The following is a 24,891-nucleotide window of genomic DNA, read 5'->3' on the forward strand; positions in this document are numbered from 1 at the left end:
GGCACGCCGATGCGGGTGCGCCATTCGGCGCGTTCAGCGCCGCTCGCTCGGCGCCACGCCCGTCCAGCGCTTGAACGCGCGCGTGAAATTGGCGCGGTCGGTATAGCCGACGCGCGCCGCGATCTCGTCGACCGGCAGCCGCGTACCTTCGAGCAGCCGCAGCGCGTCGCGCAGCCGGATCTCGTCGAGCAGCGCCGAATAGGTCGCGCCGTATTCGGCCAGCTTGCGCTTGAGCGTGCGCGCCGACACATGCAGCTCGCGCGCGATATCGTCGACCGACGGATAGCCGCCCTCGCCGCAGATCAGCAGGTTGCGCACGCGCTCGACGATGCTTTCCGCGTAGCCGAGCCGCGCGAGTTCGGCCTCGCACTGCTGGACGATCATCTGCGCGGTCTGCGCGTTCGCGGTGCCGATCGGCTCGTCGAGCAGCGCGGCGTCGCAGCGGATGCGATTTGCGCTCGCGTCGAAATGGCAGCGCGGCAGGCGCGCGCGATAGCGCTCGAACCACGGCGGCTCCGGCCATTCGAAATGTAGTTCGGCACGCGACTGCAGCGTGCGCCCCGGCGTCGGATACAGCAGCGAATTGAACAGGATCGCGGTCTCGACCAGAAAGTTTTCCACCGCGAACTGGCGCAGCCGGCCGAGCGGAAACGCTTCGCGCACGTCAATGTCGACGATGCCGTCGAGCCGCGCGAGCCGCACCGAGAAGAACGGCACGCGCGTCGGCAGGTAACGGATGCCGAGCGCGATCGCCTCGCCGAGCGTCGCGCAGCTCATCAGCCCGAAGCCGATCAGCCCCGCTTTCGTCAGGCTGCTGCGCAGGCCGATCTCGATCGCGATCGACGGATCGTCGGTCGCGTCGAGCAGGTTGAACACGATCGCCGCCTGCTGCAGCGGCGTGATGCGCGCATCGGGCTGCGCGAGCCGGTTACGCTCGACGCCCGAGCCGGCGAGGATGCGGCCGTCGTCGATGCCGCGCTCCTCGGCCAGCATCAGCATGAACAGCGCATACGCGGACGATACCGTCGCCTTGTTCAACTGGCGCGCGGCATCCGGAACGGACGGGACCATGCGGCTCACTCCGGGCGGTTTCGGCGGATTGTAGCGTCGCTGGCCCGCCATGACACCTTGCCGGCACTCTAGCGCGCCGACATCCGTCGGGTGCGCGCCCGCCGGCCAACGTGGCCCGAAATGACACCACGATTGGCACCGGCGGCCCTCGCACGCGCTCCGGCACGCGCCTATGCTTGTCGCATCGGCATTGCGCCCCACTCCTTCCGCATGGATCCCGGTCGATGAGCCACCCCGCACGAACCGCCTTTCGCCACGACGCAGACAAGGTCGCGTACGTCCGCCGCGAAGTCAACGCCGCGAGCGACGCGATCCGCGCGCGGTTTCCGCTGCTCGACAACCAGAACCTCGTCGGCGCGACCGTGATGGTCGTGTCGGTCGGCGCGATGCTCGCGATCGCGTGGCTGTATGCGCGCGGCGCGATCGCGTGGTACGTCGCGCTGCCGCTCGCCGCGTTCGTCACGTCGTTGATCCACGAGCTCGAGCACGACCTGATCCACCTGATGTACTTCAAGAAGACACCGTGGGCGTATCACCTGATGATGGCGCTGTGCTGGCTCACGCGGCCCGGCACGATCAACCCGTGGACGCGGCGGCGCATGCACCTGCATCACCACAAGGTATCGGGCGGCGAATCGGATCTCGAGGAATTCGGCATCACCAACGGGGAGCGCTGGGGCATGAAGCGCGCGCTGATGATCGCGGACGGCATGCTCGCCGTCGTGCTGCGGCCGGCCGCGATGCGTCGCAAGGTGAAGCAGTACGTGGCCGCGCAGCCGGTGCAGGATCCGTCCGAGCGCCTGCAACTGCGCGTCGAGCAGCTGTCGTCGTACATGCCGATCGGTCACCTGTACTACACGCTGTGGCACGCGTTCATCGTCTATCACGTCGGCCTGTTCGCACTGCATGGGTTCGGCTACGCGGTGACGGTGCCGGCCGTCGTCGAACGCGTGATGAGCGTCGTCGATTTCCTCGCGGTGGTGTGGCTCGGGCCGAACTTCCTGCGCAGCTTCTGCATCAACTTCGTCAGCTCGAACATGCATTACTTCGGCGACATCGATTCGCGCAACGTGATCCAGCAGACGCAGGTGCTGAACCCGTGGTGGATGCTGCCGTTTCAGTTGTTCTGCTTCAATTTCGGCAGCACGCACGCGATCCATCACTTCGTGGTGCGCGACCCGTTCTACATCCGGCAGCTGACCGCGCGCACCGCGCATGCGGCGCTGCGCGAAGTCGGCGTGCGCTTCAACGATGTCGGCACGTTCGCCCGCGCGAATCGCTGGGGCGCCTATCGTCCGTCTCGCGGCACGCGCGACGCGCAGGCCGACGCGTAACGCGGGCAGCGCGGGGCGTCAGCGCGGCGTCAGCGCCGGGGTCAATCGCCGATCGGCGGCATCGGCCCCTGCCCGCGAATCCACGACCAGTTCGCGAGCTCGGCCATTTCCTTGTCGCCGCGGCTGTCGCCGTACACGAACAACTGCTTCGGCGGCCGGTTGCCCCACCATCCGCGCAACCGCACGACCTTCTGCGGCCCCCAGCAATTCTCGCCGTCGAGCCGCCCGGCGAAGACACCGCGCTCGAACGCGAGCCGCGTCGAGAGCACCGCGTCGAAGCCGACCGTCTTCGCCCACTTCTCCAGATACAGCGACGGCGACGCGCTGACCAGCACGACTTCATGCCCGCGCGCGCGATGTTCGCGAATGCGTTCGAGCATTTCCGGACGCACGAGGCTCGGCAGATAACTGTCGACGAACGTGCGCGCGTGTGCATCGAGCGCGTCTTCGCGGATCGGCCCGAACGCGAACGACGCGAACTTCGCTTTCGCATCGCCGCGCGACAGCAGCCCGGCCTTCATCGCGAAGATCCACGGCAGCGCGCGCAACCCGGCCCACGCGAAACGCGGCGTGCCGACCGTCTGGCGGACGAAATGGCGAAAGCTGTCGGTAGTCGTGATGGTGCCGTCGAAATCGAAGGCGGCGACGATGCGGTCGGTCATGGGGAATCGGCGGGAAAGCGGTGAGATGCCGGGAAGATAGCAGAGTCGCGGCCACCCGCGCGAAACCGTATCGCCCGACACGAGACCACGCGCACCGAAGCGCGCGGTCGCATCGTTCCCTTAGCGCGGCGGCCGCGCGGCCAGCGCCGCCGGCAGCACGACGTTCATCAGGTGATCGGCGCGCGACAGCAGATCGGTCACGCGCTCGTCGAGCCCGCGCAGTTGCGCCGGCTGCATCCGGATCTGCTGGACGGCCTGCCCGACGATGTTGCGGCGATCGAACAGCGTGCGCTCGACGCCCGCGTCGTCCGGCGCCCGCACGACGTCCGACACCGCGCTCAGCGCCGCGAGCACGACCACGAGGTTCTCTTCCGCATGGCGAACCGTCGCGGCGAGTTCCTCGGTCCGGCGCGGGAAAAAGCCGAGCGACTGCTTCAGCGCGCCGAGCGCCGCGCGGTAGTCGACATGGCTGGCGCGACGATGCGGCGCGTCAAGCCAGGCCATCCTTTCCATTTCAATACATTTTGCAATGTATGCGATGGGGATTCCGATGTTGCCTCCGGCAACGTCAGGACAAGTGCCTTGATGGAGCACGAATCCGGATTCCTCTGGGCACGTCGGCAAAGAGAAATGGAAAGTACGTTGAAAGAATTAACCTCTCGCCATTCCGCCGATTGCTATAGATCGCTTAACGCGAGCCCTTGCGTCGCGCCCTAGTACGAATAGCCTTGCGACGCCGGGCGCGCATCGTGACGGCGGCCCCACCACGGCAAGTACGCGTTGTTCTCCCCGCGTGCGCGGAACCAGTCCTTGCCGGGATCGATCGGTGTCAGCTTCGACGGCGCAACCACCACCACGGCCGTCGGATGCTCGGCGTCGGTCGTCCCCGCCACGAGCACGTTTCCGCCGAGATGGTTTGCGCGGCCGATCGCCAGCGCCACATCGGTCAGCGCCGCGCCGGCGCCCATGTCACCGAGCAGTGCCGACGTGTTGAAGGTCGCGTCGCGGAGGTCGCTTTCCGGCACGGCGTGCGCGAGCCCTTGCGAAAGCGACGCGGCCCTTGCCGACGCGGCAGCGCTGCCCTTGCCCGCATCGTGAATAACGTAGTTCAGCGACGAAACAGCGACGCCCGCATTGCCTGCCGCCGCATCGATCGTCGACTTCCATGCCTGCCCTCCCCGGCTGCCGCCCTGCTTCGCGTCGAAATCCTCGACGCTGCCTTGCGCCGCCTTGCCGATCCATGCCAGCGGTTCGCGCTCGGTCTTCAGAGCCGGGCCGGCGAGGAACAGCACCACCATGTTCTCGTTGATCTGTTCGTCCTGCGGGGGAAAGCTTGGCGCGTCCCAGTTCATCACCCACACGCTTTTGTCGGGATGCGCGGCCAGGTAGTCCAGCGCGGCGTTCAGCGACGCGAAGCCGGCATTGCCGTGGCCCGACGTCACGCGCACATCGGGCGGCGTATCGCTGCTCCATAGATTTTTTGCGGAAGGGTTGCCGATTTCGTACACATTTACCATTTCGTCGCGCAAGTACGCGCCGGCAGCTTCAGGATCGAGACGGCCGGCAGGAAGTGCGAGTTCGACACGCACCCCGGCCAGTTCACGCCACTCCCGCTTGTACTTCGAGCCGATGGTGTAAAAATAATCGGGGTTCATCACGTAGTGCGTCCGAAACAACACAAGAAGTTCGAGAATATATTTCTTGTAGAAACCTACGAACGACTCGCGCCCCCACCGCCCGTCCGCGACGATGGAAACCGCCTGCAAGGTCGAGTATTTTTTGGGGTTTGTCCGCACCATGTCGTCGTTGGCGTTCGGTTTCACCAACCCGAGCGTCCACAGCAATTGCCACTCGGTCGGATAGTCACGACGCTGCAGCGGATTGAGCCATTCAAGTCCGACAACTTGAGCAACAAATGGCGCGGCAGATGCACCTTCGACAGATTGCGCCGATGTGGCGCTCGTCTCGGCCCGCAACGGCGAACCCGACACGAGTGTCGCCACGAGGATCGAGACGCACCCGATGCGTCTGGCAAGCGTGAAACAGTGCATGAATATTCCCGATCGAGCCGACCAATCCCGAGCGCCGGTCCGATAATTCATTCCCGTCCGGACGACGCCAGACTCGAAATCAGCGTCGCACCACACGATGTCTTGTGACCATCGAATGCGGCCGGCTTCCCGTCGACGATGACCTGCGGATCGCCTTCGGCGATAAAGCAGGCCTGATGTCCCGTAATCGGACAGACACACGCATCACCGAGCCGCGCGACCGGCCGCCCCATCACTTCGCTGACTGTGCTGCCGGTCACGACCTGACCGCCGTGGCTCGTTGCGTCGCCGACCCGGATGATTCCGCGCATGCGTGTTCCTTACTTTGAATAGCCTTGGGCCGTCGGGCTCGCATCGTGACGACGCCCCCACCAAGGCAGATACGCGTTGTTTCCGCCGCGTGCACGAAACCAGTTCTTACTTGCGTCGATTGGCGTCAGTTTCGACGGTGCAATCACCACCATCGCCGTCGGATGCTCGGTGTCGGTCGTTCCTGCTACGAGCACATTTCCACCGAGGTGATTCGCTCGGCCGATCGCCAGCACCACATCGGTCAGCGCCGCGCCGGCGCCCATGTCACCGAGCAACGCCGATGTATTGAAGGTCTGCGTACGGAAATCGTATTCCGGCAGGACTTCCGTCAGCGTCTGCGACAGCGACGCAATTCTTGTCGATGCAGCATCGCTGCCCTTACCCGCGTCGTGCACGATGTAATTCAACGACGACACCGGCACGCCTGCATTACTCGCCGCCATATCGATCGTCGACTTCCATGCCTGCACCGCGCGGCTCGCGCCCTGCTTGGCCTCAAAATCCTTGACGTTGCTTCGAGCAGCCTTGCCGATCCAGGCCAGCGGCTCACGCTCGGTCTTCAAGTCGGGGCCCGCGAGGAACAGCACCACCATGTTCTCGTTGATCTGTTCGTCGTTCGGCGGAAAGCTCGGCGCGTCCCAGTTCATCACCCATGCACTCTTGTCCGGATGCGTAGCCAGATAGTCCAGCGCTGCGTCCAGCGATGCGAAGCCGGCATTGCCGTGACCCGTCGTCACGTGCACATCAGGCGGTGTATCGCGGCTCCATAGATTTTTTGCGGATGGATTGCCGATTTCGAATATATTGACAATGCGGTTGCGCAGATATGACGCAGCCGATGCAGGCTCAATTCGACCAGAAGGAATAGCCAGTTCGACGTGCACACCTGCCAACTCTCGCCACCTCCCTTTATCATCCGCACTGACGGTATAAAAATAATCTTCATTAGTAAAATACGGAACCCGGAACAGCAACAACAATTTATCAACATATTTCTCGTAAAATCCGGAAAAAGATTCGCTACCTCGATTACCATCGGCGACAATGGAAATTGCCTGTAACGTCGAATACTTCTTCGGGTTTGTCCGAACCATATCGTCGTTGACATTTGGCTTGACTAGACCAAGTGTCCACAATATTTGCCACTCAGTAGGGTAGTCTCTGCGTTGAAGGGGATTCATCCATCCAAGCCCTACAACTTGAGCAATGAAAGGTTTGGATGAACTGGCCCCAGCTATGGCGACTGCCTTATCGGTCGACGAGGCCGCCACCGCGCGAGGGGTTGCAATCACCGTTGCGAACGCAAATACCATGATTGCCACGAGCCCAGGGACCAGCACCAATCGTCTCATCAGATTACCCATACTCAATAACTCTCCCGTCGACTTTCCCGACGAAATCAATATCAAAAATGATGCCCCTAAAGCAAAAAACAACGCAAGACTTGCAATCCCGACTCGGCGCGGCCAGGTAGAAATGACCGCCTTCACAATACACCTCCCAGCTTCAGGAAAAATCCACCATCTCGCTCATCGTATATTTTCCCTGGCATCTTGGCATTTTCGTCTTTTTTCACCCAATCAGGCAAAAACAAATCGCCATGCTTTCCAGTATTTATATAATCCATCAAATTGAAATTAGGATCACCCTTCCTGGAATCACTGGCAAACCTCCAATCAGCTTGAGTTCTGAGATATGTCAAATCATCTTCAGTCAGATAGCAAAGCCCAATTGCAACATCATAAGCCAACGCCTTTTCAGCATGGTCCTTGTTGGTCATGATGGTCGAATGGTTGGTGGGGTTATTCTTGTCCCCGCCGTTCAGAATCTGAAATATCTCCTTGTTCCGCCATTCCGTATAGTCAGCACTCGCTGACTCCGGATTGTCCTCCCCGACCACGGTTCCGATCTCGTCGACCCAGCGACGATTTCCGGATCTCCGCGCTTCCATGCGAAGAATCGAATGATCCTCATACCGCTGCGCAGCCTCGGACGCCGCATCGCCCTGCGCTTTCAGCGCATCACCCTCAGTCTTGAATTTTTCCGACTTCGCGTCGAAGTTGTCGTACGGATCGTCATCGCGCTTGCTCTCCTTCCTGGCATCGCGCGCAGCCGACGGCGGATCGTAACTCTCGTTGAAGCGCCCTTCCTCAATCGGTTTCCCCTGCGCATCGCAAGCGCCCGACGGTTTGTCGTAGCGCAACGCCTGCGGAAGGAAGCGGGTCTCCTTGTCGAGCATCGGTGCCGTAATCGGGATTTCCCAGTCTTTCGGCGGATCGGCATTGACCGCCATGTTAGTCAAATTGAACAGGTAAAGAGCCGGGCTCGTTGCAATCGTGAAAAACTTCGCGATCCACGATTTATTGGAATGCGTGCCTCGTCCAAGACCATACCGTGCAGGTGGTGACGGCGGATACCAGAAACCCTCCTTCTGGTTCTTGTCCTTGCGCCAGTCATCCTGCCAATACCGATAGAGCTTGTTCTCTCCGCCCACCTCGAAATTCGACGCGAACACGCGCTGCGAGAAAACACCCCACCCGTTGGTCGCACTGATCTCGTCGACACTCATCCCGCGCCAGCCGATTCCCTGAACGGTCAAGGCCGAAATGACCTGATCGTGCGGGCAACAGTACAGCGTCACTCTGCCGTACGTGTTTTTCTGGTACAACCCGTGCGCCTCGCGGTCCTTGGCTGCACTATACGGTTTGCCGCCGTTCTTCGACGGTCTTGCGTTTTCCATTGCGCGATCCAGATCCTCCGCAGGCATCTCGAGCTCGGCCCGGGCACGCAGGATATCGAAGTACCCCCTCAGCGTTTCCTTGCGCGCGACATAGGTCTCGCGCCCCACGTGCCCGTTCTTGTCGCGCACCCCGCGCTGGGCCCACGAGTCGGTCATGTTGGCCTCGACGAGACTGTACGGGGGATTGGCGAGAACATAGGTATCGGCGACGCAGCGCCCTTTCTTGCCCCATTGATCCGTCACCTCGGGCAAGCGGTCTCCAAGGAATGCAGCGGCAAGGCCGATCATGTTTCCCTGGCTGTGGCACACGATCGTGATCGGCGCGTCGGCCTGTCGCTTGCGGATCGACTCGACCAGGCGTGCAAGCCGCAGCGCGCCAAGCACACCGTAAGTGCGCGGTGGCGTGGAGTAGATTTTTCGATTGCCGATGCCATTCATGTGCTGGACGGTCAGCCACAGGAAAAGCCGATCGTTCAACCCGTCGTTCCACAGATCCGGCAAACTCGTACACCCGCCCGCGAACGGGCCACCGCCCCAGTAATTCTTTTCGTTGAGCATGATCTTGTCGCCATACTCCTTCAGCTCTTCCGCGTTCGCGGCATAGCCCCACCGAAAGTGGATGACGGGCGAAAAGGACGGATCGGGCTTGATGTACGTCTTCGACGACATGTCCGGATTCAGGAAACCGTCTGGCGTCAGGCTTTCGATATAGCTGACCGGCGTCATCTGCCCGGCCACCGGCCCCCAATGGAACAGTTGATCGTCATAACGCCCCATGCGCCGGTTCAATCCGGCACACAACCCTTTCTCGGCGTCCTTGAACCATTCCCCTTCCGAATTCACCCCGTGCACGAAAATGACGACGCCCGGCAACGGCATCTGCATCACGCACTCGAGGTCGTTGCGGTTGAACAGTGTCGTCCCCAGTCCACCGCCCACCGAAGTCTGCGACGGGTCGTCCGTCGACGGTTGCCCGCCCGGGTTCTGCGCAAAGTTGTAGTTGAACATGTTGTTTTTCTTGAAGACTCAGCTCAGGTTCTGGACTTGAAAAAGCGAACCGCCAATTGTTCGAACTGATCGCTGCTGACCGGCGCCAGCTTGCCTTGCGCGTCGGTCTTCCCCTTGATCAATTCGCCCGACGCCTTTCGCACCTCGGCTTCCATGCCCTCGACCGGCTGCCCGTCAGTGGCCCGGACCAGTTTCGGCACGCGCCCCAGCGAGCCTTGGTCGAACTTCGGAAAGTCGGCGCTCATGCTCGCCGGCCCGGCCCACGTATGCGACGCGGACTTGACGGTGAAACTCCCCGGACACCCGAGCTCGATATCGCCGCCATGCAGCTTCAGATACGCGCCGCCCGACGTCACGAACACGACCTGCTCGCTGGCCATGCCCGCGAGCTTGCCGCCGCCCGCCGTCATCTGGATGTTCTTCGCCGAATCGATCTGCGTGTCGTCGTTCTGGCTCTGCAGCGCAACTTTCCCCTGGTTGGCGATTGCCGACACGCCTTCGCTGTGCGCAAACATCGCGACACCGTGCCCGGCCTGCAGGTTGATCCGCTGCCCGCTCGTGTACTGCAGGTGGTTCTGCGCGACGACATCGACGTTGCCGCCCGCATGGGTCGTCACGGTCTTCGGCGTCGCCATGCTGATGCCGGCCGGTGCGGTGATGCCGATCGCGGCCATCGGCGCGCCTGACGACTCACCGCCGCCGGACGCCTCGCCATTCGGCCAGCCTTTCACCGTGGTCACGAGTGCATCGTGCGGCTGCGTGTCGGGCGCGACGCCCTGATGCTGGCCCGCATAGTCGCCGAGACTCTTGAACAGCTCGACGCATTCCTGCATCAGTTGCAGATACTCGTCCCGCGCGAGGTGGCCGTCACTGGCGCGCAGCCGCTCCCAGGCCGAAATCAGCATCGCCTTTCCGCTTCGAATCGCCACGTGCGCATCGCTGCGCAATTCCGCGCCTTCGCCGCGCGCCGCCCCCTGCCCGTTGTCGCGCGGCTGCGTCAGATAGCCGAGGTTCAGCTGACTGTACGCATGCTCGCTCGCCAACTGACTGCTGATCTGCCCGGGCGTATCGTCGAAGCGGATCTGGTTGTACCGCTGCCCCTTGATTTCCTTCGTCTTCGTGCCGGAAAGATAGCGGTTGCCCGGCAGCGCGCCGGTATGACTGAAGGTCGCCGGCATGTTCGGCCCATTGGCCAGCACACCCATCACGACGAGCCGGTCCGGATCGCCGCCGATATGGCCGATCAGCACTTCCATGCCGACGCGCGGCAACGTATTCGCGCCGAAACTCGGCCCGGCTAGCGCGCAGGCGACGCGCACCGGTGCGCTGTCGGACGGCGTGCCACTCGTGCCGGCACCCTGCGCGTGCGCATGATCGTCCGCGCTCAGCCCCTGGATCCGCACCCGGATGCGGCCCATTTCATCGCAGAACACCTCCTCGCCCTCCGGCCCGACGACGACGGCCGTCATCGGATGCACGGGCGGCAGGTCGACGTGCGGATCGTAGGCAGGCGTCAGCGGCACGCCGCGCCGCACGCACGAGAACGTGTTCTCGTAGCGCCTGTCGCTTTCGTCGCCCGGCTTGCCGCTCACGTCGGTCGGCACCGCGCTGAACAGCACGCGGCTTGCCGCGAACAGCGATTGCGCGCGCTCGTTCAGTTCCTTCGGCAGATTGTTTCGCACGCAATGATGAAGCGACGTGACGACAAACTGCCGCTGTTCAGCCGGCAACGTGTCGAGTTGAGGATGCTCCGCGAGCGCAAACCAGTGACCGACGGCCAGATCACGCACGTTGCTCACGCCGTCGACGGATTCGGCGCGCAGTTCATGCGCCAGCATCCGGTCCTTGCCGATCCGGTCGAGATCGGACGACGAATCCCCGGCGTGCGGGATATCGATCACGACGTCGGCCAGCAAATGCCCGAGGTCGTTGCCACTGTCGCCCTGATCGACGATCGTCGCCTGCTCGGTTTGGGACATCCGGCCGCTCTTGTAGTCCCACGTCGGCCGGACGATCTTGCCCGGAATCAACCGGCGGCTCGTCGCCCACAGCGTGATCGAGTCGCGCTCTTCGGTGGCGGCGTCACGGTGGTAGCGGATGGTGCCGGCGGCCGTCTGCGGCAACTTCATCGAGTCGTCGGCAAAGACGAGCGTATGCACCGGCGTGTCGTGCGCATTGCCGCTCGCCCGCTCCCCGGCCTTGCCCGCCTTGACGAATACGGTCGCTCCCTCCCGTCGCAACAGGCGCCGAATGAAGTGCGCGTCCGACTCGTTGACCTGCCGTGTGAGTTCCCGCGCGGGGTAACGCTCGGCTTGCAGACCGGACAGGTCGAATTCGAATGCGCCCGCGAGCGCCGAGCTGCGCTGGCGCCATTCCTGAAGCAGCACACCCAGGATGTCGGGCAGGCTCTTCGACCGAAACAACCGCGAATTGGTCCGTCGCTCCATCACGGACAGCACGTCGCGAATCGTCAGCTGGTAGCAGGTCAGTGAACCGTCCGATTGGCCGGTGCGAACGTCGGTGACAATGCCGTTGATGGTATGGAGACGCCCGCGATCGGTCGTCATCTCGACGGAGACCGGCAGCCCGATGAAGCTGCGGATCGGAAGATCGGCCCGCGCTGACACGCAGGTCAGATGCCCCTCGATGCCCGTCATCAACCCTTCGCGGATATCGGCATACTGGAGCGCAAGCACCTGCTCGAGCGTTTTCTGGGCGGCCCCCCAGTTCATGCGAACCGGCCGATTGTTCTGATCGACCACCCCGGACGCAAACGTGCGCAGCAATTCGGCTGTATTCACAGCGTGACTCTCAGGATTTTGTTTGACTTCGTTGTTCGGCGAACAATCACGCCCGCTGGTCCGTCCTGGGAGTGCCGCCCGTCTGATTTTCGGCGAGCATAACAAATTTGTCGGCTTGGTGACGGCTTTTTGACAGGATTTAGAATCCTTTTTGCGAAGCGTCCGAACGGACTCTACAGTTCACATTCTTTCGAACCGGGACGTTCCGTGTCCGATGTAGCGAGCAGGTCGTACGGGTCGTCACGATCTGACGCAGGGCGTCGCGCGCTCGGTATGGATCGACGATTTTCCGACGGGCGCGGAAGGGAGTGGCGGGCTGCCGCCAGAGTTTGCTATACTCTCGGTCTTCCGGAGAGATGGATGAGTGGTTTAAGTCGCACGCCTGGAAAGCGTGTATAGGTTAATCGCCTATCGGGGGTTCGAATCCCCCTCTCTCCGCCAGAATACGTGAGGCCCCTGATTTCCCTAGGAATCAGGGGCTTTTCATTTTGGGACCGCCGACACGTCATACATCGCCCCGCCCCCTCACGGATGCCGAATGTAATCCACCAACGCCCGCGTATACTCATCCGGCCGCCTGTCGCACAGACTGACCACGATCGCCACCGCAAACCCCGCCGGCACCCCGAACACGCCCGAACTGATCGGCTCGATCCCGAACCACGTGCGCCCGGCGAACCCGGTCAGTTGCGTGAAGAACGGATACGTCGACACGATGTAGTACACGCACACCGCCAACCCCGTCACCATCCCCGCAATCGCGCCACGCGTCGTCGTGCGCTTCCAGAACACCCCCAGCACCAGCACCGGAAAGAAGCTCGACGCCGCCAGAGAAAACGCGGCGCCGACGAGAAACAGGATCTTTCCGGTATTGAGCGACGCGACATACGACGCGAACAGCGCCACCCCGAGCAGCAGCACCTTCGAGATCGTCACGCGCCGCTGGCTCGACGCATCGGGCGCCACCATGCAGTAGTAGACGTCGTGCGACAGTGCATTCGCGATCGTCAGCAGCAGCCCGTCCGCGGTCGACAGCGCCGCGGCCAGCGCACCGGCCGCGATCAGCCCCGACACCACGTACGGCAGCCCCGCGATTTCCGGCGCGGCCAGCACGACCATGTCCGGCTGCATCTGGATTTCCGACCAGTGCACGATGCCGTCGCGAATCACCTCGACGACGCTGATCAGGTCGGGCTCGAAGTGATGCCACTGCGTGACCCACCCCGGCAATTCGGCGAACGGCCGCCCGACGAGATTCGCGAGGATCTCGTACTTGATCAGCACCGCGAGCACAGGCACGCTCAGGTAGAACAGCGCGATGAAGAACAGCGTCCAGCCGACCGAGCGCCGTGCCGACGCAACCGACGTGGTCGTGTTGTAGCGCGTCAGGATGTGCGGCAGGCTCGCGGTACCGAGCGACAGGCACAGCAGCAGCGCGAGGAAATTCCGCTCGCGCGGCTTGCGTTCGTCTTCGCTCGCGGCCGGAAACGGCTCGTGCATCGGCACGGGCGGCTCGGCACGCGCGAGCAGGTCGTCGCGCGCCTGCGTCCACGCCACGCGCGCCGCCGCCGGATCGCGCGGGAAATCGGCCAGCTCGCGCTCGCGCTGGCTGATCTCGCGCAGTGGCCCGTTGTGGCGCCGCAGGTCCGCAAGCTGGTCGACGAGATGCCGGCGCGCGTCCGCATAGGACGCCGGCAACCGGTCGAGCCGCGTCTGGATGTCCGCGGCTTGCCGGCGGTATGCATCGCGCACCTGCTGCTCGTCGCGCGCGTCGCGCACCTGCGCCTCGCGCGCCGCGACGCGCTCCATCAGCTTGCCGTAATTGAACTGCGGCACGGGGCCGAGCCCGTTCTTCATCGCGATCAGCGACACCGGAATCAGGATCGCGCTGATCAGGATGATGTACTGCGCGACCTGGGTCCACGTGACCGCGCGCATCCCGCCGAGAAACGAGCACACGAGAATGCCCGCGAGCCCGCAGAAGATGCCGATCGCGAAATCGACCCCGATGAAGCGCGTCGCGATCAGGCCGATCCCCTGGATCTGCGCGACCAGGTACACGAACGAACACAGGATCGCCGCGCCGGCCGCGAGCGCGCGCACGGCCGTGCTGGAAAAGCGCGTGCCGAGAAAATCGGGAATCGTGTAGCGCGCGAGCTTGCGCACATACGGCGCGAGCAGGAACGCGACGAGGCAGAACCCGCCCGTCCAGCCCATCACGTACGCGAGTGCGTCGTAACCGGTCGCGTAGAGCGAGCCGGCCAGGCCGATGAACGACGCGGCCGACAGCCAGTCGGCCGCCGTCGCCATCCCGTTGAACGCGGACGGCACGCGCCGCCCGGCCACGTAGTACTCGACGAGATCGGACGTGCGCGACAACAACCCGATCACCGCGTACACGGCGATCGGCACGAACAGGAACACGTAGCCGATCCACACGCCCGAGCCCGTCGCGCGCTCGATCCGCCACATCAGCAGCACGAAACCGAGAAACCCGAGCGTGTAGAGCGCGTAAGCGCGTATCAGTCGATGTGTCAGCATGAATCAGCGCCCGCCGTTCGCATGGCCGGCGCGCGCCGCATGCTCGTCGTACGCGCGGCGCAGCGTGCGGTCCGCGCGCTGCATCAGCCCGATGTAGACGACGATCAGCACGAGGTACACGAGAATCGCGCCCTGTGCGCCGACATAGAACGGCAGGCTGAAGCCGGCGAAGCGAACCCCGGCGAGCGCGGGCCCGAAGAACGGCACGATGAACGACACCGCGAAACCGATCCCCATCAGCACCGCGATCAGCGCGACGTTGAAGCGCCAGTAGCGTGCGTGCGCACGCGCGAGCGGCGCGGGAACGGGAGGTGGCGCAGCAGGCGCCGGACGGGTCGGAACGGTCATGCCGTTATGTAGCAAAAAGCCCCTGCGCGGGCAATCGGGATTGCCGCGCAGGGGCTCGCGCGCGTGATGCGCAACCGGCAGGCGCTCAGCGCACTTCGGTGAGCTGCTCGAGGATGGCCGGATTCTCGAGCGTGGACGTATCCTGCGTGATCGCCTCGCCCTTCGCGAGCGAGCGCAAGAGGCGCCGCATGATCTTGCCCGAGCGCGTCTTCGGCAGGTTGTCGCCGAAGCGGATGTCCTTCGGCTTCGCGATCGGCCCGATCTGCTTGCCGACCCAGTCGCGCAGCGCCTTCGCGAGCGCCGCGGCTTCGTCGCCTTCCGGGCGCGAACGCTTCAGCACCACGAACGCCACGACCGCCTCGCCCGTCGTGTCGTCCGGGCGGCCGACCACCGCCGCCTCCGCCACGAGTTCGTGCGACACCAGCGCCGATTCGATCTCCATCGTGCCGAGCCGGTGGCCCGACACGTTCAGCACGTCGTCGATCCGGCCCATGATCGTGAAGTAGCCGGTCTCCTTGTCGCGCACGGTGCCGTCGCCAGCCAGATAGAGCGTGCCGCCGAGTTCTTCCGGGTAATAACTCTTCTTGAAGCGCTCCGGGTCGCCCCAGATCGTGCGGATCATCGCGGGCCACGGGCGCTTGACGACGAGAATCCCGCCTTGCCCGTTCGGCACGTCCTGGCCGGTCTCGTCGACCACCGCGGCCATGATGCCCGGCAACGGCAGCGTGCACGAACCCGGCACGGTCGGCGTCGCGCCCGGCAGCGGCGTGATCATGTGGCCGCCGGTTTCGGTCTGCCACCACGTATCGACGATCGGGCAGCGCTCGTGGCCGACGTGCTTGTGATACCACATCCACGCTTCCGGATTGATCGGCTCGCCGACCGTGCCGATGATGCGCAGGCTCGACAGGTCATAGCTCTTCGGATGAACCTTGTCGTCGGCTTCGGCCGCCTTGATCAGCGAACGGATCGCGGTCGGCGCGGTGTAGAACACGGTCACCTTGTGGTCGCCGATCATCTTCCAGAAGCGCCCGGCGTCCGGATACGTCGGCACGCCCTCGAACACGACCTGCGTGCCGCCGCACGCGAGCGGCCCGTACGTGATGTACGTATGGCCCGTGACCCAGCCGATGTCGGCCGTGCACCAGAACACGTCGTCGGGTTTCCAGTCGAAGGTCCACTTCATCGTCTGCGCGGCCCACAGCAGGTAGCCGCCCGTGCTGTGCTGCACGCCCTTCGGCTTGCCGGTCGAGCCCGACGTATACAGGATGAACAGCGGATGCTCGGCGCCGACCCAGGTCGGCTCGCAGCGGTCGGATTCGCCGTCGGTCAGCTCGTGCATCCACAGGTCGCGGTCCGCATGCCAGTCGATCTTGCCGCCGGTGCGACGATAGACGATCACGCTCTTGACCGCTTCGCAGCCGCCCAGCGCGATCGCCTCGTCGGCGATGCTCTTGAGCGGCAGCGTCTTGCCGCCGCGCGCCTGTTCGTCGGCGGTGATCAGCGCGACCGCGCCGACGTCGACGAGCCGCTCATTGAGCGATTTCGCGGAGAAGCCGCCGAACACGACCGAGTGCGTCGCGCCGATACGCGCACACGCCTGCATCGCGACGATGCCTTCGATCGACATCGGAATATAGATGACGACGCGATCGCCCTTGCCGATCCCGCGTTTCTTCAGCGCATTGGCGAAGCGCGACACGCGTGCGAGGAGATCGGCATAGGTGACGCGGGTGACGGTGCCGTCGTCGGCCTCGAAGATCACCGCGACGCGCTCGCCGTGGCCCGCTTCGACGTGACGGTCGAGACAGTTGTACGACGCGTTGAGCTCGCCGTCGTCGAACCATGTGTAGAACGGCGCGTTACGCTCGTCGAGCACCTTGGTGAACGGCTTGTGCCACGTGAGGCCCTCGCGCGCGAGGCGCGCCCAGAAGCCTTCGTAATCCTGCTCGGCCTCGGCGACGAGCGCGCGATAGGCCGGCATGCCGGAAATGGTCGCCGTCTTCTCGAGCGCCGCGGGCGGCGCGAACTGACGGGTTTCGTGAAGAACCGATTCAATCGCAGACATCGACTACCCCTTGGTGAACATGAATCCTCTGCATGGCGGCGCGATCGTGCGCGCCGCGCGTCGTCCTGGCCGGCGCTGCGCGCCGCTGTCTCCCACCACCCGCGCGCGGCCGCGAAGGCCTGCGCACGATGCTGCACCGCACCACATCAAGTCACGTCACGCAAATGTGACCTGCGGCGCGGCAGTTCCACGATAAGCGCGCCAACTTACCCGTCACTTACGCGGCATGGCCGTTTCGTGCGCGAGGCGCCGCATCGAGGCCAGCTTTACGCTGTTACAACCGCGACCCTACAATCCTAACTGAACTCGCCTTCCGGATTCCAGCTTGAATCGCTACGCCCTCTTCCTCATCCTGTCGATGCTGTTCGTCGGCAGCAACGTCGGTATCGGTAAATCCATCGTTGCATTCGTCCCCGTCGCCATCCTCGCCACGCTGCGCTTCGTGATCGCGATCGCGGTGCTGTGGCCGCTGTTCAGCCCCGTGAAGATGCGCGCGGTCAAGCGCGGCGAATGGCTGAACCTGTTCCTGCAGGCGTTCTTCGGCACCTTCATGTTCACGCTGCTGATGCTCAACGGCGTGCAGCGCACGAGCGCGGTGGCCGCGGGCGTCATCACGAGCACGATCCCGGCGATCGTCGCGCTGTTCGCATGGCTGATCCTGCGTGAAAAACCGAACGGCCGTGCGCTCGTGTCGATCGCGCTCGCGATCATCGGCGTCGTGACGATCAATCTCGCCAACGGCAGCGCGGCCGGCCACGGCGCGCAGGGCGACGCGTCCGGCTCGCTCGCCGGCAACCTGCTGATTCTCGGCGCGGTGTGCTGCGAATCGATCTACGTGATCCTGTCGCGCCGGCTCACGCAGACGCTCGCGCCGATCGACATCTGCGCGTATACCCACCTGTTCGGCCTGTTCCTGATGCTGCCGCTCGGCGCGACGGCGCTGTGGCGCTTCGATTACGCGAGCGTGCCCGCCGGCACGTGGGCGCTCGTCGTCTGGTACGGGTTGTCGGCCAGCATCTTCTCGTTCTGGCTGTGGATGAAGGGCATCCGGCACGTGCCGGGGAGCCTCGCCGGCGTGTTCAGCGCGGTGCTGCCGATCGCGGCAGCCGCGTACGGCATCGCGTTCCTCGGCGAGCGCCCGACGCTCGCGCACGGCATCGCGCTCGCGTGCGTCGTCGCCGGCATCGTGCTCGCGAGCCTGCGCGTCAAACGCGTGCCGGCGGCCGCCTCCTGATCCGTCCCCCGCGGCGCCGGCGCGTCGCTGCAGTCGCGCCGGCCGACGCGTTACAATAGCGCGCCTTTTCAAGATTACCCCGATACCTGCGCACCGCGCCCGTACCCCGACATGTCCGCCCCGCATTCGCCCGGCCATCCTGGCCGTCGCCCGCTTCGCCCGCTTCCCGCGCTGATTTTCATGAGCCGCTGGCTCCAGGTTCCGCTCTATCTGGGCCTGATCGTCGCGCAGGCCGTCTACGTGTTCCTGTTCCTGAAGGAAGTCTGGCACCTGCTGTCGCATGCGACGGGCCTCGACGAAATCAGCGTGATGCTCGCCGTGCTCGGCCTGATCGACGTGGTGATGATCTCGAACCTGCTGATCATGGTGATCGTCGGCGGGTATGAAACGTTCGTGTCGCGGCTCGGCATCGAGGGCCACCCCGACGAGCCCGAATGGCTCGACCACGTGAACGCGGGCGTGCTGAAGGTCAAGCTGTCGATGGCGCTGATCAGCATTTCGTCGATCCACCTGCTGAAGACGTTCATCAACCCCGACCAGCACACGACGCACGCGATCATGTGGCAGGTGATCATCCACGTGTCGTTCCTCGTGTCGGCGCTCGTGATGGCGTGGGTCGACCGCCTGACGACGCACACGCACCCGGCCCATTTCCACGAGGCGCATGCGTCCGCAGCGTCCCGACCGGCGGCCTGAACCGTCGGCAACGCATTCCCCACTGTCCCCACAGAGTCTCAGCCATGACCGTCATCAAACAGGAAGACCTGATCCAGAGCATCGCGGATTCGCTGCAGTACATCAGCTACTACCACCCGCTCGACTACATCCAGGCCCTCGGCCGCGCGTACGAGCTGGAAGAGAGCCCGGCGGCGAAGGACGCGATCGCGCAGATCCTCACGAACAGCCGCATGTGCGCGGAAGGCCGCCGTCCGATCTGCCAGGACACCGGCATCGTCACGATCTTCGTGAAGGTCGGCATGGACGTGCGCTGGGACGGCGCGACGATGGGCCTCACCGACATGATCAACGAAGGCGTGCGCCGCGGTTACACGCACCCGGACAACGTGCTGCGCGCGTCGATCGTCAATCCGCCGGAAGGCGCCCGCAAGAACACGAAGGACAACACGCCGGCCGTGATCCACTACGAGATCGTGCCGGGCGACAAGGTCGACGTGCAGGTCGCGGCGAAGGGCGGTGGCTCGGAAAACAAGTCGAAATTCGTGATGCTGAACCCGTCCGATTCGATCGTCGACTGGGTGCTGAAGACCGTCCCGACGATGGGCGCCGGCTGGTGTCCGCCGGGCATGCTCGGGATCGGCATCGGCGGCACCGCCGAGAAGGCGATGCTGATGGCGAAGGAATCGCTGATGGAGCCGATCGACATCCAGGAAATCATCGCGCGCGGCCCGAAGGACTGGGTCGAGGAACTGCGTGTCGAACTGCACGAGAAGGTCAACGCGCTCGGCATCGGCGCGCAGGGCCTCGGCGGCCTCGCGACCGTGCTCGACGTGAAGATCATGGCGGCGCCGACGCACGCGGCGTCGAAGCCGGTCGCGCTGATCCCCAACTGCGCGGCCACGCGCCACGCGCACTTCGTGCTCGACGGCTCGGGCCCGGCCAAGCTTGAAGCGCCGTCGCTCGACGCCTGGCCGAAGGTGCAGTGGGAACCGAACACGGAAACCAGCAAGCGCGTCGACCTGAACACGCTGACGCCGGAAGAAGTCGCGAGCTGGACGCCGGGCCAGACGCTGCTGCTGTCGGGCAAGATGCTCACCGGCCGCGACGCCGCGCACAAGCGCATCGCGGACATGCTCGCGAAGGGCGAGAAGCTGCCGGTCGACTTCACGAACCGCGTGATCTACTACGTCGGCCCGGTCGATCCGGTGCGCGACGAAGTCGTCGGCCCGGCCGGCCCGACGACGGCCACGCGCATGGACAAGTTCACCGAGACGATGCTCGCTCAGACGGGTCTGATCTCGATGGTCGGCAAGGCCGAGCGCGGCCCGGTCGCGATCGACGCGATCAAGAAGCACAAGGCCGCCTACCTGATGGCGGTCGGCGGCGCGGCCTACCTCGTGTCGAAGGCGATTCGCGGCGCGAAGGTGCTCGCGTTCGAAGACCTCGGCATGGAAGCGATCTACGAATTCGACGTGCAGGACATGCCTGTAACAGTTGCTGTCGATTCGTCGGGCACGTCGGTGCACCAGACGGGTCCGAAGGAATGGCAGGCGAAGATCGGCAAGATCCCGGTCGCAGCCGCGTAAGCGCGATCGAACGAAAGGCCGGACGCACGTCCGGCCTTTTTACTTCTCATTCTCATTATTGTGCGCGGCCGGTTATTCAAGGCTGATTCTCATTACACGCAAAAGGCAGGCCCGACAAGGCTTCGAGGCTTGGCTTTTCTCGTTCGAGCGATTATCGTTCGGTTTCTGAAGCTCCACTGAACAAGGAACAGCCATGCAAGGCGACAAGAAAGTCATCGAATATCTGAACGCCCAACTGAAGAATGAACTCACGGCGATCAACCAGTACTTCCTGCATGCGCGCATGTACAAGCACTGGGGCCTCGACAAGCTCGGCAAGCACGAATACGACGAGTCGATCGGCGAAATGAAGCACGCCGACTGGCTGATCGAACGCGTGTTCATGCTCGACGGCCTGCCGAACCTGCAGGACCTGCACAAGCTGCTCGTCGGCGAGGAAACCGAAGAGATCCTGAAGTGCGACCTGAAGCTCGAGCAGATCTCGCAGTCCACCTGCAAGGAAGCGATCGCCTACTGCGAATCGGTTCGCGACTACGTGTCGCGCGAGATCTTCGAAAAAATCCTCGACGACACCGAAGAGCACATCGACTGGCTCGAAACGCAGATCGACCTGATCGGCAAGGTCGGCCTGCAGAACTATCAGCAAACGATGATGGGTTCGGCCGAGTAATCGCCCTGCCCTGCCCGCCAGCCCGCCGCCCGCCCGACGATGACGCACCCGTCCGCCGCTAGCGCGCCGCACGCCGCCGCCCCTGTCGGCATCTTCGACTCGGGGCTCGGCGGCCTGTCGGTGCTGCGCGCCGCGCGCGCGCACCTGCCCGGCGAATCGTTCGTCTACGTCGCCGACTCGCACCACGCGCCATACGGCCCGCGCGACGAGGCATTCATTACGGAACGCACGCTGGCCATCGGCGAGTGGCTCGCGCGCGAAGGCGCGAAAGCGCTCGTCATCGCATGCAACACGGCAACGGCTCGGGCGATCGCGGCCATCCGCGAACGCCTGTCGATACCGCTCGTCGGCGTCGAGCCGGGCATCAAGCCGGCCGCCGCGCTGTCCGCGACCGGCGTCGCGGGCGTCCTCGCCACGCAGTCGACGCTGAACAGCCCGCGCTTCCAGGCGCTGCTCGACCGCTACGGCGCCGGCCGCCGCTTCATCTGTCAGCCCGGCCACGGGCTCGTCGAAGCGATCGAGCGCGGCGACACGAACTCGCCCGCACTACGGGCACTGCTCGAGCGTTACATACAGCCGATGCTCGACGACGGCGCCGATACGCTGGTACTCGGCTGCACGCACTACCCGTTCTTCACAGAAACGATTCGTGACATTGTTGGCGAGCGCCTGACGATCGTCGACACGAGCGATGCCATTGCCCGCCAGCTCGCGCGGGTGCTCGACGAACGCGGGCTGCGCGCGCCGGCCGGCACGCACGCCGCGCCGACGCGCTTGTGCTCGACGAGCGACGGCCTGCAACTGCGCGCGCTCGCGTCGACGCTGCTCGGCCTCGAGGCGCCGGTCGAATCCGTCACCATTTCCTCGCCGAACGCGCACGCCTGCGCGACCGCCTGACGCGGGCCGGCACGCCGGGCTCCCGCACCGGCCAAGCCGCCGCTTCCTTTCAAGGGTCCGATGACCTTAAAAAAAGCCCGACCCAGGCTTGTCAACACCTGCAAAATTAATGATAATAATTCGCATTAACGTTAGCTATCGCAACTCATCATGATCGTCTGCGTGTGCAAGTCTGTTTCCGATCGCAAGATTCGCGCGTCCCTCGCGGAGGGCGTGAACTCTTTCGATGAACTCCAGTTCGAGCTCGGCGTGGCCACGTGCTGCGGTAAGTGCGAGGAGTCCGTACGCGACCTCATGGCCGAGCAAGGCGTCTGCGCGAGCCGGTGCGGTGTCGAGCATCATGCTCATCCGATCCCGGTTACGTTCTACGACCGCAAGGCGGCCTGAGCGGCGCCGAGCGTGTGCATGCGGCCCGGGCCGCATTTTTTGTCTTGACCGTCAGCAAGCCACCGTCTGCGCGAGCCAACGGCTTACCTGCCAAGGAGCCTGTGATGGAATTGCTGATCGGATTCGTAACCACCGTTTGCATCTCGCTGCTGATCTTCCGCAAGTGATGCCGATTCACCCGCCGCGCCCCGGGTGCGGCGTCGTTCTTTCAAGCTAACATGCAGGCTTCGCATCTCGCTCCTGCCGGCGCCATGCCGGCTCCACCACGTATGAATCCCCGAGTGATCGTCGTCGCGGTCGGCGTGCTAGCCGCACACGCGATCATGCTGACGGCCGCATGGCTCCATCGCAACGCGCCGCCGCCGAAATCGGTCGAGGTCCAGACGATCACCGCGCAGCTCATCACGCCTGCGCCGATCACGCAGCAGGTCGCGGCCGAATCGATTCCGCAGCCCGCCCCGCCGAAGCCCGTGCCGCGCGTGAAGCCGAAGGTCGAGCCGAAACCGGTGCAGAAAGCCGCGAAGCCGACCCCGCAGCCGGTCGCGCCGTCGCCGGCGCCGTCGCCCACACCGGCTCCCGCCGCCGATCCGACACCCGCTCCCGCCGCGCCCGCGCCCGCACCGGCCGCCACGCCGGGCCCGGCGCGCGAAACGATGCAGGTCAGCGCGCCGAAGAACGTGCCGACGCTCCAATGCAACTTCGTGAAGCCCGACTATCCGTCGATGTCGCGCCGCCGCGGCGAATCGGGCACCGCCTATGTCCACTTCGTCGTCGGCGTGACCGGCAAGATCGAAAGCATCGATCTGCAGAAGAGCAGCGGCTATCCGCGCCTCGACGATGCCGCACTCGACGCGATGCGCGCGACCACCTGCCGTCCGTACATCGAGAACGGCGAGGCGATCCGCGCCGCCCGCACACAGCCCTACAGCTTCGGGCTCACCGACTAACCTGCCTCATCCGGAAGATTCAAAGGAAACAAAAAATGCAAAGCTACGGTATCGCGCACGTCTGGGCGCAAGGTGATTTCGTCACGCGCGCCATTGCGATCACGCTGCTCGTGATGTCGGTCCTGTCGTGGATCGTGATCGTCATCAAGGGCTGGAACGTGATCCGCCTGAACCGCCTCACGAAGAACGCCGAACAGGCTTTCTGGCATTCCGACGATTTTGACGACGGCATCAAGAAGCTCGGCCTCGCCGCGTCGACGCCGAACGACAACCCGTTCCTCGCGCTCGCGCTGTCGGGCAAGGAAGCCGTCGACCACCACCATCACACGCAACCACATCTGCACGATCGCATGGACGTATCGGACTGGGTCACGCGCTGCCTGAAGGACACGATGGACGAAGGCATTTCGCGCATGCAGAGCGGCCTCGCGATCCTCGCATCGGTCGGCAGCACCGCGCCGTTCGTCGGCCTGTTCGGCACGGTCTGGGGGATCTACCACGCGCTGCTCGCGATCGGCGCCACCGGCCAGACGTCGATCGACCAGGTCGCGGGTCCGGTCGGCGAATCGCTGATCATGACGGCCTTCGGCCTGTTCGTCGCGATTCCCGCGGTGCTCGGCTACAACGCGCTGATCCGCGCGAACAAGGGTGTCGTCAGCAAGCTGCGCCGCTTCGCGCACGGTCTGCACGCGTACTTCGTGACGGGCGCGAGCCTCGCGTCGTCGTCGACGCGCGATGGCCTGCGTCTCGCATCGCGCACCGCCAGCTGAGACGAGGTGAACCATGGCCATGAACACCGGTTTCAGCGACGATGACGACGATGCCGTGATGAGCGAGATCAACATGACGCCGCTCGTCGACGTCATGCTCGTACTCCTGATCATTTTCCTCGTGACGATCCCGGCGATGCAGCATGCGGTGAAGATCGACCTGCCGCACGCCAGCAGCCAGCCCGTCGACGAAAAGCCGCAGACCGTCGACGTCGCGATCCAGGGTGACGGCACGATCCTGTGGGACGACCACACGGTCACGCGCGAACAATTGCAGGCGCGCATCGCGGAAGCCGCGAAGCGCACGCCGCAGCCGGAATTGCATCTGCGCGCGGACCGCAAGGTGGCCTACGAGCACGTCGCGGAAGTGATGTCGGATGCACAGGCTGGCGGCTTGACCAAGCTCGGCTTCGTGACGGAGCCCGGCGCGAAAACGAAGTAACACGCGCACGTTCTGTCGTCGCCAGTAGTCACTGCGCGCCTAGCGGCCGCGCCTCGCCGGCCGCACCTAGCCGGCCGCACCCAAAGTAAAAGGCCTTCATCGCCAGATGAAGGCCTTTTTTCATGCGCACGCGGGCGCCTTCGGGCGGCGGGCTCTTCGGCGGTATCGGTTACGCCTCGAGCAACGCAAATGCGACTTTGCCGTGGTCTGCACGGACTGCGCGTTCTGCCCTATCTGGCTCACAATATATGCGGCCACCTGATTTCGCTCAGAACTTCCTTCACGAAATGGGATTTCAATATAGGCTCGCCAGCGCACGCATTCAAGGTTCCGGCGATTGAAAC

Annotated in this window: 21 protein-coding genes and 1 tRNA gene; 11 read left to right on the plus strand and 11 right to left on the minus strand. The window is 64.3% G+C overall.

The window, feature by feature from the left end:
• Positions 1 to 33: 33 nt before the first annotated feature.
• Positions 34 to 1,071: an AraC family transcriptional regulator gene (locus CFB52_RS11240; RefSeq protein WP_099316590.1), complete on the minus strand. Its 1,038-nt coding sequence runs from the start codon at positions 1,069 to 1,071 to the stop codon at positions 34 to 36.
• A gap of 224 nt (positions 1,072 to 1,295) precedes the next feature.
• Between CFB52_RS11240 and CFB52_RS11245 the strand changes: the two genes are divergently transcribed.
• On the plus strand, positions 1,296 to 2,405 hold the full coding sequence (locus tag CFB52_RS11245; protein WP_059578282.1) for a fatty acid desaturase: 1,110 nt from the start codon (positions 1,296 to 1,298) through the stop codon (positions 2,403 to 2,405).
• A gap of 41 nt (positions 2,406 to 2,446) precedes the next feature.
• On the opposite strand, the gene CFB52_RS11250 is transcribed toward CFB52_RS11245, so the two are convergent.
• The 7 genes from CFB52_RS11250 to CFB52_RS11280 all read right to left on the minus strand — a co-directional run bounded on the left by CFB52_RS11250 (position 2,447) and on the right by CFB52_RS11280 (position 11,979).
• Complete coding sequence (locus CFB52_RS11250; RefSeq protein WP_099316591.1) at positions 2,447 to 3,067, minus strand: HAD family hydrolase; 621 nt, start codon at positions 3,065 to 3,067, stop codon at positions 2,447 to 2,449.
• 120 nt (positions 3,068 to 3,187) lie between these two features.
• The gene (locus CFB52_RS11255; protein ID WP_230951156.1) at positions 3,188 to 3,571 is read right to left on the minus strand and encodes a hypothetical protein; all 384 of its coding nucleotides are present in this window, start codon (positions 3,569 to 3,571) and stop codon (positions 3,188 to 3,190) included.
• Between the two features lie 209 nt (positions 3,572 to 3,780).
• On the minus strand, positions 3,781 to 5,118 hold the full coding sequence (locus tag CFB52_RS11260; protein WP_099316592.1) for a virulence factor: 1,338 nt from the start codon (positions 5,116 to 5,118) through the stop codon (positions 3,781 to 3,783).
• 47 nt (positions 5,119 to 5,165) lie between these two features.
• On the minus strand, positions 5,166 to 5,429 hold the full coding sequence (locus CFB52_RS11265; RefSeq protein WP_059640028.1) for a PAAR domain-containing protein: 264 nt from the start codon (positions 5,427 to 5,429) through the stop codon (positions 5,166 to 5,168).
• 9 nt (positions 5,430 to 5,438) lie between these two features.
• Positions 5,439 to 6,920 (minus strand): virulence factor, encoded by a 1,482-nt coding sequence (locus tag CFB52_RS11270; RefSeq protein ID WP_180278202.1) that lies wholly within the window; start codon positions 6,918 to 6,920, stop codon positions 5,439 to 5,441.
• Positions 6,917 to 9,178 (minus strand): hypothetical protein, encoded by a 2,262-nt coding sequence (locus tag CFB52_RS11275; RefSeq protein WP_099316594.1) that lies wholly within the window; start codon positions 9,176 to 9,178, stop codon positions 6,917 to 6,919. Before CFB52_RS11275 ends, CFB52_RS11270 begins: the two co-directional genes overlap by 4 nt.
• Before the next feature lie 23 nt (positions 9,179 to 9,201).
• Entirely contained in the window at positions 9,202 to 11,979 is a 2,778-nt protein-coding gene (locus tag CFB52_RS11280) for a type VI secretion system Vgr family protein (protein ID WP_059578269.1), read from the minus strand.
• Positions 11,980 to 12,329: 350 nt separating this feature from the next.
• Here CFB52_RS11280 and CFB52_RS11285 point away from each other — a divergent pair.
• A tRNA-Ser gene (locus CFB52_RS11285) sits at positions 12,330 to 12,420 on the plus strand.
• An 84-nt stretch (positions 12,421 to 12,504) separates the two neighbouring features.
• Here CFB52_RS11285 and CFB52_RS11290 read toward each other — a convergent pair.
• The 3 genes from CFB52_RS11290 to acs form a co-directional block, all read right to left on the minus strand.
• Positions 12,505 to 14,520, minus strand: a complete 2,016-nt coding sequence (locus CFB52_RS11290; RefSeq protein WP_060314223.1) for a sodium:solute symporter family protein — start codon at positions 14,518 to 14,520, stop codon at positions 12,505 to 12,507.
• Between the two features lie 3 nt (positions 14,521 to 14,523).
• A complete protein-coding gene (locus CFB52_RS11295; protein ID WP_099316595.1) occupies positions 14,524 to 14,868 on the minus strand; it encodes a DUF4212 domain-containing protein in 345 nt (114 codons plus the stop codon).
• Between the two features lie 85 nt (positions 14,869 to 14,953).
• The gene (gene acs, locus CFB52_RS11300) at positions 14,954 to 16,936 is read right to left on the minus strand and encodes an acetate--CoA ligase (protein WP_099316596.1); all 1,983 of its coding nucleotides are present in this window, start codon (positions 16,934 to 16,936) and stop codon (positions 14,954 to 14,956) included.
• Positions 16,937 to 17,261: 325 nt separating this feature from the next.
• Between acs and CFB52_RS11310 the strand changes: the two genes are divergently transcribed.
• The 9 genes from CFB52_RS11310 to CFB52_RS11350 all read left to right on the plus strand — a co-directional run bounded on the left by CFB52_RS11310 (position 17,262) and on the right by CFB52_RS11350 (position 24,547).
• Positions 17,262 to 18,170 carry a DMT family transporter gene (locus tag CFB52_RS11310; RefSeq protein ID WP_099316597.1) on the plus strand — a complete coding sequence of 303 codons (909 nt, stop codon included), beginning with the start codon at positions 17,262 to 17,264 and terminating at the stop codon, positions 18,168 to 18,170.
• A 111-nt stretch (positions 18,171 to 18,281) separates the two neighbouring features.
• A complete protein-coding gene (locus CFB52_RS11315; protein ID WP_059583558.1) occupies positions 18,282 to 18,866 on the plus strand; it encodes a TIGR00645 family protein in 585 nt (194 codons plus the stop codon).
• 44 nt (positions 18,867 to 18,910) lie between these two features.
• Entirely contained in the window at positions 18,911 to 20,434 is a 1,524-nt protein-coding gene (locus CFB52_RS11320; RefSeq protein ID WP_059642274.1) for a fumarate hydratase, read from the plus strand.
• Between the two features lie 193 nt (positions 20,435 to 20,627).
• Positions 20,628 to 21,104, plus strand: a complete 477-nt coding sequence (gene bfr, locus CFB52_RS11325; RefSeq protein ID WP_006478315.1) for a bacterioferritin — start codon at positions 20,628 to 20,630, stop codon at positions 21,102 to 21,104.
• A gap of 39 nt (positions 21,105 to 21,143) precedes the next feature.
• Entirely contained in the window at positions 21,144 to 22,001 is an 858-nt protein-coding gene (gene murI / locus CFB52_RS11330) for a glutamate racemase (RefSeq protein WP_059583556.1), read from the plus strand.
• 150 nt (positions 22,002 to 22,151) lie between these two features.
• Positions 22,152 to 22,388, plus strand: coding sequence for a bacterioferritin-associated ferredoxin (locus CFB52_RS11335; protein WP_006482749.1), 237 nt, complete (start codon positions 22,152 to 22,154; stop codon positions 22,386 to 22,388).
• 218 nt (positions 22,389 to 22,606) lie between these two features.
• On the plus strand, positions 22,607 to 23,335 hold the full coding sequence (locus CFB52_RS11340; RefSeq protein WP_099316598.1) for an energy transducer TonB: 729 nt from the start codon (positions 22,607 to 22,609) through the stop codon (positions 23,333 to 23,335).
• A 35-nt stretch (positions 23,336 to 23,370) separates the two neighbouring features.
• Positions 23,371 to 24,105, plus strand: coding sequence for a MotA/TolQ/ExbB proton channel family protein (locus CFB52_RS11345; protein WP_059642283.1), 735 nt, complete (start codon positions 23,371 to 23,373; stop codon positions 24,103 to 24,105).
• 13 nt (positions 24,106 to 24,118) lie between these two features.
• Positions 24,119 to 24,547: a biopolymer transporter ExbD gene (locus CFB52_RS11350; RefSeq protein ID WP_059583550.1), complete on the plus strand. Its 429-nt coding sequence runs from the start codon at positions 24,119 to 24,121 to the stop codon at positions 24,545 to 24,547.
• The last annotated feature ends 344 nt before the right edge of the window (positions 24,548 to 24,891 follow it).

Origin of the sequence: Burkholderia sp. AU18528 (assembly GCF_002223215.2) — a bacterium.
In the GTDB taxonomy this organism is placed as follows: Bacteria; Pseudomonadota; Gammaproteobacteria; order Burkholderiales; family Burkholderiaceae; genus Burkholderia; species Burkholderia semiarida.

Excerpts from the sequence above, each read along its gene's own strand:
- CFB52_RS11240 (WP_099316590.1), bottom strand. The coding sequence starts at position 1,071 with ATGGTCCCGTCCGTTCCGGATGCCGCGCGCCAGTTGAACAAGGCGACG.
- CFB52_RS11245 (WP_059578282.1), top strand. The coding sequence starts at position 1,296 with ATGAGCCACCCCGCACGAACCGCCTTTCGCCACGACGCAGACAAGGTC.
- CFB52_RS11250 (WP_099316591.1), bottom strand. The coding sequence starts at position 3,067 with ATGACCGACCGCATCGTCGCCGCCTTCGATTTCGACGGCACCATCACG.
- CFB52_RS11255 (WP_230951156.1), bottom strand. The coding sequence starts at position 3,571 with ATGGCCTGGCTTGACGCGCCGCATCGTCGCGCCAGCCATGTCGACTAC.
- CFB52_RS11260 (WP_099316592.1), bottom strand. The coding sequence starts at position 5,118 with ATGCACTGTTTCACGCTTGCCAGACGCATCGGGTGCGTCTCGATCCTC.
- CFB52_RS11265 (WP_059640028.1), bottom strand. The coding sequence starts at position 5,429 with ATGCGCGGAATCATCCGGGTCGGCGACGCAACGAGCCACGGCGGTCAG.
- CFB52_RS11275 (WP_099316594.1), bottom strand. The coding sequence starts at position 9,178 with ATGTTCAACTACAACTTTGCGCAGAACCCGGGCGGGCAACCGTCGACG.
- CFB52_RS11290 (WP_060314223.1), bottom strand. The coding sequence starts at position 14,520 with ATGCTGACACATCGACTGATACGCGCTTACGCGCTCTACACGCTCGGG.
- CFB52_RS11295 (WP_099316595.1), bottom strand. The coding sequence starts at position 14,868 with ATGACCGTTCCGACCCGTCCGGCGCCTGCTGCGCCACCTCCCGTTCCC.
- acs (WP_099316596.1), bottom strand. The coding sequence starts at position 16,936 with ATGTCTGCGATTGAATCGGTTCTTCACGAAACCCGTCAGTTCGCGCCG.
- CFB52_RS11315 (WP_059583558.1), top strand. The coding sequence starts at position 18,282 with ATGTCCGCCCCGCATTCGCCCGGCCATCCTGGCCGTCGCCCGCTTCGC.
- CFB52_RS11320 (WP_059642274.1), top strand. The coding sequence starts at position 18,911 with ATGACCGTCATCAAACAGGAAGACCTGATCCAGAGCATCGCGGATTCG.
- bfr (WP_006478315.1), top strand. The coding sequence starts at position 20,628 with ATGCAAGGCGACAAGAAAGTCATCGAATATCTGAACGCCCAACTGAAG.
- murI (WP_059583556.1), top strand. The coding sequence starts at position 21,144 with ATGACGCACCCGTCCGCCGCTAGCGCGCCGCACGCCGCCGCCCCTGTC.
- CFB52_RS11335 (WP_006482749.1), top strand. The coding sequence starts at position 22,152 with ATGATCGTCTGCGTGTGCAAGTCTGTTTCCGATCGCAAGATTCGCGCG.
- CFB52_RS11340 (WP_099316598.1), top strand. The coding sequence starts at position 22,607 with ATGCAGGCTTCGCATCTCGCTCCTGCCGGCGCCATGCCGGCTCCACCA.
- CFB52_RS11345 (WP_059642283.1), top strand. The coding sequence starts at position 23,371 with ATGCAAAGCTACGGTATCGCGCACGTCTGGGCGCAAGGTGATTTCGTC.
- CFB52_RS11350 (WP_059583550.1), top strand. The coding sequence starts at position 24,119 with ATGGCCATGAACACCGGTTTCAGCGACGATGACGACGATGCCGTGATG.